4 protein-coding genes and 1 pseudogene are annotated in these 4,664 nt (G+C 59.6%); all 5 read right to left on the bottom strand.

Features of this window, described 5'->3' with window-relative positions; all coding sequences use genetic code 11:
* Window positions 1–203 precede the first annotated feature (203 nt).
* Window positions 204–551: pseudogene (locus ACFQ2S_RS17955) on the bottom strand (transposase); the annotation flags it as partial.
* 311 nt (window positions 552–862) lie between these two features.
* Window positions 863–2,593: a calcium-binding protein gene (locus ACFQ2S_RS17950; RefSeq protein WP_386076579.1), complete on the bottom strand. Its 1,731-nt coding sequence runs from the start codon at window positions 2,591–2,593 to the stop codon at window positions 863–865.
* Window positions 2,594–3,289: 696 nt separating this feature from the next.
* Window positions 3,290–3,478, bottom strand: a complete 189-nt coding sequence (locus ACFQ2S_RS17945) for a hypothetical protein (protein ID WP_386076577.1) — start codon at window positions 3,476–3,478, stop codon at window positions 3,290–3,292.
* A gap of 221 nt (window positions 3,479–3,699) precedes the next feature.
* Window positions 3,700–4,254 (bottom strand): recombinase family protein, encoded by a 555-nt coding sequence (locus tag ACFQ2S_RS17940; protein ID WP_386076575.1) that lies wholly within the window; start codon window positions 4,252–4,254, stop codon window positions 3,700–3,702.
* 195 nt (window positions 4,255–4,449) lie between these two features.
* A partial coding sequence (locus ACFQ2S_RS17935) for a hypothetical protein (RefSeq protein ID WP_386076573.1) occupies window positions 4,450–4,664 on the bottom strand: 215 nt, incomplete at its 5' end.

The raw sequence follows: 4,664 nt of genomic DNA, 5'->3' as shown, positions 1-4,664 counted from the left end.
GGCACCCAAGCTGCGAGTGGTGAGAGGAAGATGGCCTGACAGTCGACCGGTGTCCTGAAAACCTTAGCGTAAAAATGGCCTGACGGGGCCGGCCCCCTTATGAGGATCGGGACGCGCGGATCTCCATCTTGGCAGCGGCAAACAAGCTGACATGCCGGATACGTTTTTGCAGACTGCTCAATCCATCACACAATCGGCGCTTGCAACCGGGGCGGGCCATACGTTTTCGCGGCCATGCTGGTCGCAGTGCGGTGTGCCTTCAAATGGGTCGCGTCGATCATCACGGTCTTTTCCTCGCCGTGTTCGGCAGCCAGGCCGACCATCATCTGCGCGAAGATGCCTTTCTCGCTCCAACGCTTCCATCGGCTGTACAGCGTCTTGTGCGGACCATATTCCCGCGGCGCATCCCGCCAGCGCAACCCATTGCGATTGATGAAGATAATCCCACTCAACACCCGTCTGCGATCGACCCGTGGCTTGCCGTGCGACTTCGGGAAGGAAGGGGCAAGTTTGGCCATCTGCTCGTCGGTCAGCCAGTAAAGGTCGCTCATGTCACCGCTCCGTTTTCCGAGCCGTGAATCACGCAGCCTTTGAAAATCAATGCATCCTGACCCTAGCAGTCGGCTTGATCATCGAGGAAAAGGACATGATCGACATTGCCGATGCGGCCGAACTTGTGGAAGACACGCAACTGGAAGGGGTCTATTTGAACCTGCTTTCCGGATCCTCCCACCACCTGGATGCATTTGACGGGCAACTCGCCTGACAAAGGGCTGTGCCAGCCTCATACCGAAGTCGAGGCTGGCACCAATCTTAAGCACCGGCGCTATCGCTACCCAGCAATTGGGAGACCGCCAGCGCGTCAGAGTTCAAACCAGTCGACCTCCACCAGCGTACTGCCGACGATGTCAATCGTGAAATCGGCCACGCCGTCGCCATCGACGTCTCCTTCAATCCGCTGCGTGCCTTCGAGGTCGACAGCGCGCAACTCGCCGGCTTTGCTGGAAAAGTCGGCGTAGCCGATGAAGGCGAACGCGTCGTCCTCCACCGTGGTCACGTCGGCATCCATGCGATTGAGCCTGACAAGGTCAAATTCGGCGCGCGCAAAGTCGGCAATGGTGTCGACACTGCTAAGGTCCGGCGATCTGAAGTCAAAGATGTCCGCGCCGTCGCCGCCGGTAAGGAGGTCGTCCCCACGACGTCCATTCAAGACGTCGTCGCCCTCGCCTCCGTCCAGAACATCGGCGCCCCAACCGCCGACAAGTTTGTCGTTGCCGCTGCCGCCGTCGAGTGCATCCTTGCCGACACCTCCGTGCAGCCTGTCGTCGCCATCGCTGCCGAAAAGCATGTCGTTCCCGCTGCCCCAGAACAGCACATCGTCGCCGAGGCCGCCCCGAAGTACGTCGTCTCCCGCGCCTCCATCCAGCCTGTCATCACCGAGATTGCCTCTGAGGATGTCGTCGCCGTCGCCGCCGTCCAGCAGGTCGTCGCCCTGGTGGCCAATCACCAGATCGTCTCCCCCCCAGGAGGGGATGTAGTCGGCAAAGGAACTGCCATGAATGGTATCGTCAATTGCGGCGGGTGCCTCAATCTCCGTCGTGTCAACGAATTCGTGCAGAACGTAGATCGCCGCGCGGGCGTCTTCCACCGATTGAGCCCAATCGTTGATACCTGCGCCGGCCCCGTCGACCCACTCGAAACTCAGGCCGTCAGCAGAGAGCGCCATGTACTCGTCCTTCCAGTCGACGCCGCTGCCGACGTCGTTGACGCCGTCGCCGTTCCGGTCCTTACCCCAGATCACGTCGAACAACGTCCGCTGCACCGCTTCCAGGTCGGAAGGATCGCCATCCATGTCCTGATACCACTGGACCCAAGAATCGCCGAAGGTCGCGACACGGTCGTAGTCGAATGTCTGAGAGACGCCATCAGTGAAACCGAAATAATCGATGTCACTGGAGCCCGAGACTTCGTTCACTCCCATCAGCGTGTGGGCCGTGATCACGGCGTCGAGGCTGATCGTCTGGAATTTCGAGAAGACTCCAGCCAGCAACCCCGTCGGATTCCACCCCGATTCAAGCAGATCGACGAGTGCCGTCGGAAGGTTCTCCGCCGCGTTGGCCTGCACCTCTGTCCAGCTCTTGGCACCACCAGACTTCATAATGAGGCCATAGAGCGCGGCGTTCTCGCGTGGCGAGTCGATCAGCACGCCGTCGACCATGATGCGACCCGATGCATCGACCGTGATGTCAGTTCCGAGCTCGATCTTGCCTAGCGCTTCCTTGAGCGCATTCGCCATTACATTGTCTGGTGAGCGAAGGATGTTCACCCGCTCGAGTTCGATTTCCTGAACATAGGCCAACTGATCAGCCGGGACCTCATAGTCCCCGGGTGCGACCTCGACGAGATAGATAGGGAAGGTGACGCCCGCCACGGGATCGTACCCAATCGGCACGATCTGGCCATTCTCGTCCAGCACCGGTTCCCCGTTGCCGCCTCCATCAGATGGGTCGAGATCTCGCGTCAGCACCCAGAGATCGCCGTAAAGATCGCCTTTACCGCCGCCGGTGCTGGAAGATGTGACTGAGTAGACCATAGTCCCCTCCTTCCAAATGTCGGCAGGCTCGATATTGAGTCATGCAAATATACATTCTAATCTATTTTTTGAGACTCGGCGTTGATTGAAATCAATTGCTTAGCGAAACAACCCAGCCTCCGGCCGGGAATTGCCCATCCGCTTTCGTCAATTTTTAGCCGCGAGAGAGCGCTTGCTCGCCAGCGCGACGAATGCACGATTATCACCGTCATTCCTTGATGCGGTTCCGGTAGTCTCGTGGGCGATGCGAATGCAGCAATGGCTGGTAGGTCCTCAAGCCGCCATTGCTCGAGACCCATTGAGCGACCGCAATGCGCAGTGAGCACCAGTTGGCCTCTGCGGGCCGAACAACTGGACTGTCCGCACTGCGGGTATCGACTAGCCGGACGATGCCGCACAGCGCAAAGAACGTCGGCTTTGACGAGGCCGCGCCGCGGCGATGATCATCTTGGCGAATGTCTGTTCAGGGCCGATCACGACGGCCTGGAATCGTGCTGCACCCGCAAAGTGCTGTGCTCGGGCAACGTCGCACTGCGCAGAAACCGAGACTCGGCGCCAGTTGAGTACGATCGTAGGGGAGACCAGCCAACGCATTCTGTCTTGCTACAGGTTCAACAAGCTTGACGGGATTACCGGCTTTCGAGCGATTTAGCCGGTTTAAGTCACTCACGCCTGCCTACCGGCGCTAGCGCAAGGCTACTTCAGGATGCCGCTCGCGGCAGTGCCGATGCCTTTGACCGCGCCATGAGAGGATTTGGCATAGCCGCCGATGCCTGCACCGCCAGTTCCGAAGCCATTGCCAGAATGCCGCATCACCCCTCCGGAACTGCCAAGGAAGTAGAACGCTGCAGCCGCAATCAGCGCGCCGATCAGGAGTTTGCTCATCTGCCGAACCCTGTCTGGTTGGTTTGGGTAACGTAGTCGGCGATTGTGGTCATTTGGCGGCAAATGGGAAAGCACCTTTGCGCTCGCTTCCTCGCAAGGGGATTGCCGATCGCACAATGCGCGCCCGCCTCGTTGGAAAGGTAGCAAGACGCCGCCAAGATCTGTTCGTCGGCGACACCACCTGCGAGGCGCGAGTGCCGGAATTCGGCTCGAGCCACAAATCAGCACGGAGCCTGGGTAGCCATCCGGTACACTGACCGCTCGGAGATGCCCAGTTCTGCAGCAATGGCCCTCTTGGTCATACCGGCTTCCAGCAAGGCCTTTACTTCGCCAGCCTTGGCGCGTGCTGTTGGCTTGCGCCCCTTGTAGCGGCCTGCCTCCTTTGCCTTCTGGATTCCTTCCCGCTGCCGCTCCAGCATGATCTGCCGCTCAAACTGCGCCACCGATCCAAGGACATTCAACATGAGCTGGCCCGTCGGAGTCGAGGTGTCGAGATTGAGGTCCAGAATGCGAAGGTTGGCCTTCCGGGCCTCCATCAACTCAAGGATCTCTCCCAGATGGCGGACGGACCGTGCCAACCTGTCCAGCTTCGTCACAACGAGTGTGTCGCCCTCTCGAACGAATTCCAGTGCGTCCTTGAGAGCCTTCCTGATTGCAACCGAGGAGACCTGTTCCGACCACACTCGTTCGCAGCCATGGTCTTTCAGGGCTGCAACCTGTGCTGCAAGCGAGTGCTTCTGTTCGAGCGTTGAGGTCCGGGCGTATCCGATTAGCATTTCCGTTGCCTCCATCGGCCAATCAAATCTAAGACTTTGTGTCAGTGGGTCTGCCAAATGCGAAAAGCGACCCTATTGGCGGGTCAAAGTTGCAAGTCCGGGGCCTGCCAATGGACCTTGCTCCAGTGTCAGCCTCCAATTCCCGTGACCGGACACGGTTACGGCACTGCCTGGCGCTCAAGAAACGCGGCCCGTTCACTGTTCCCGCTCCGGCTCTATCATCGCGTCGATCTCACGCGTCTCGCGGGCCAACTGATTGATGTATTTCCGGGTTTCCACCCACTCGCGGGACCGCATCCCGTGCTTCCAGGACGGATGTGTCGGCCCCGCCTTGTGACCCCCGCCGGCCCCGTGCATCCTGCACACGTTCCAGCCGTTTACGGCTGGCGACTTGCATCGCTCTCCTGTTC

The organism is Tropicimonas aquimaris (assembly GCF_042676185.1).
GTDB lineage: Bacteria > Pseudomonadota > Alphaproteobacteria > Rhodobacterales > Rhodobacteraceae > Tropicimonas > Tropicimonas aquimaris.
The sequence above is the reverse complement of the archived record's forward strand: the minus strand, read 5'-3'. Positions and strand labels throughout refer to the sequence as shown.

Bases quoted from the DNA above. Each gene is read 5' to 3' on its own strand.
- ACFQ2S_RS17950 (WP_386076579.1), bottom strand. From the start codon at position 2,593: ATGGTCTACTCAGTCACATCTTCCAGCACCGGCGGCGGTAAAGGCGAT.
- ACFQ2S_RS17945 (WP_386076577.1), bottom strand. From the start codon at position 3,478: ATGAGCAAACTCCTGATCGGCGCGCTGATTGCGGCTGCAGCGTTCTAC.
- ACFQ2S_RS17940 (WP_386076575.1), bottom strand. From the start codon at position 4,254: ATGCTAATCGGATACGCCCGGACCTCAACGCTCGAACAGAAGCACTCG.